The organism is Bacillus cereus group sp. MYBK245-2, assembly GCF_051916145.1.
Classification (GTDB): domain Bacteria; phylum Bacillota; class Bacilli; order Bacillales; family Bacillaceae_G; genus Bacillus_A; species Bacillus_A pacificus.
In genome coordinates this window covers 1-2377 of the sequence record NZ_JBQAGB010000040.1, presented here as the reverse complement: position 1 = coordinate 2377, position 2377 = coordinate 1, and the positions used below count along the sequence as shown (strand labels likewise).

Sequence of the window (2377 nt, the reverse complement as noted above, 5' to 3'; positions counted from 1 at the left end):
AATTATGGTGCGACAAGAAGTCGCATTCCCACAGGGTAGCTTCTGCTACTAGATTAGATGCAAAGTCTATCTCCATCCGAAACTGCGGACTTGGTAACGGGCTCGTGGGTTGCATGAGGAAATGTGGAAACAGAGAGTCTGTACATGACTCGGAATACCGCTAGGAGAAGACAGGTACGGTGAACGAGAGTGAAGGCTCGTAAGCTTCGTAATCGTTAGCTTGGGATAATGTACAGCTCTACCCAGGTCTTGATAAGAGGAAAGGCATTCTCATAATACTGCCGCGTTGCATCCCGCAACTTATCCGGAGTAAAGAGTCCACCTAACCCTGTCGTATCTGTGGAATGTGAAACTTGGTAAGCCCTATGTCATCTGCGCAAGCAGTAGGATGACTGTAAAGTCAAACGATGTGGCAGAGGGTAAAGGATATAAGAGAAAGCAAAAGCCGCTAGCCGAAAGGAAACAGGAAAGCATAGAAATATGTATAACTGAGCGGATATTGTCGTCCTTACGGACAAACCCATGACAAGCCTGAAAGGGAGCCCACTTCTTATAGGTCTTCAACATGGAAATACATTTGTAAGTTATCTTCTGACGAATAGGAGCGTGCAGTTATGAACACCTCAGAACGAGCGTCGGCGCACGTCTCGTATACAAACTGGAAAGCAGTTCAGATGTATGTGACGAAGTTACGACAAAGAATTTACCGTGCCGAACAGTTACAGCAACAAAGAAAGGTAAGAAAACTTCAACGCTTACTCATGAGAAGCGAAGCAAACTTACTGTTATCAATTAGACGAGTAACACAGCAGAATAAAGGAAAGCGAACAGCAGGTGTTGATGAACATACAGCCTTGAGTCGCAGAGAAAGAAATCTTCTCTATGAGCAACTCAAAAAGTTAAATACGCTACAACACCGACCAAAACCAGCAAAACGTATATACATTGTGAAGAAAAACGGAAAATTGCGACCGTTGGGCATCCCAACTATAAAGGATAGGGTATATCAAAATATAGTGCGAAATGCCCTTGAACCACAGTGGGAAGCCAGATTTGAAGCTATTTCTTACGGGTTTCGTCCTAAGCGAAGTACCCATGATGCCATACGAAGCATTTTCAATAGAATCAACGGGGGCACAAAGAAGAAATGGATATTTGAAGGAGATTTTCAGGGCTGTTTTGATCATCTCAACCATGAGTGGATACTCAAACAAACTTCTTACTTCCCCGGAAGAAAACTATTGAAGCGATGGCTCAAGATGGGATACATGGAGCAAAGCTTTTTCGCGGAAACGCAAGAAGGTACTCCGCAAGGAGGAATTATCTCGCCACTTCTCGCTAACATTGCCCTTCATGGAATGGAAGAAACCTTGGGAATTACTTACAAGAAAAACTATAAAGCTAATGATAGTTATATTATGAATCCTGCTTGCAAATTTACCCTTATCCGTTACGCAGATGATTTTGTGGTCTTAACGGAGACAAAAGAACAAGCACTCTCTGTATATATGAGACTTCGTCCCTACTTAAAGGACAGGGGATTGGAATTAAGCCCTGAAAAGACGAAGGTTACACATATTGAGGAAGGATTTGAGTTCCTAGGATTCTTGATTCGGCAGTACCAAACTGAACAGGGGAATAAACTGTTCATCAAACCAAGTAAGGGCAGTAGACAGAAAGCGAAGAAGAAAATTGGAGATACTTTACGTGTCATGAGGGGTCAACCCATCGGAGAAATCATCCGAGTGCTTAATCCTATTATCAGAGGATACGGGCAATACTGGAAACATGTCGTTTCTAAGAAAATCTTTGGTACAATGGATAGCTATATCTATTGGAGAATCGGCAAACATCTTCGACAGCTCCATCCAAAGAAGTCGTGGAAATGGATATATGCAAGATATTACAGGCATCCACATCATGGTGGAAATGCTTGGACACCAACCTGCCCGAAAACAAATATCCAACTCTTACATATGTCATGGATTAAGATTGAGAGACACAACATGGTGAAATTCAAAAATAGTCCTGATGACCCAACATTGAAAGAATACTGGGAAAAAAGAGACCGTAAGGTATTTGATACGGAAAACACGATGGATAGAATGAAGCTGGCTAGAAAACAAGGTTACCGCTGCGCTATCTGCAAAACTCCACTACAAAACGGGGAAAAGGTAGTCGTAAAAGACATGCCTGTTCCGCAACACCTCATATTGTCTAATTTAAACTTAAAATTAGTTCACTTACCTTGCCTATACTAAAGGGACTGAAATCGGATAAAAAGAAGGCTTGAGCCGTATGATGGGAAACTGTCACGTACGGTTCTGAGGGGAGTTGGGGGCAGCGATGCCCCCCGCTTACCCGACTAAATAAGCTG

1 protein-coding gene is annotated in these 2377 nt (G+C 42.7%); it reads left to right on the top strand.

Features of this window, described 5'->3' with window-relative positions:
- Positions 1-614 precede the first annotated feature (614 nt).
- Complete coding sequence (ltrA, locus tag ACTFRN_RS27980) at positions 615-2261, top strand: group II intron reverse transcriptase/maturase (protein ID WP_001097732.1); 1647 nt, start codon at positions 615-617, stop codon at positions 2259-2261.
- Positions 2262-2377: the final 116 nt, after the last annotated feature.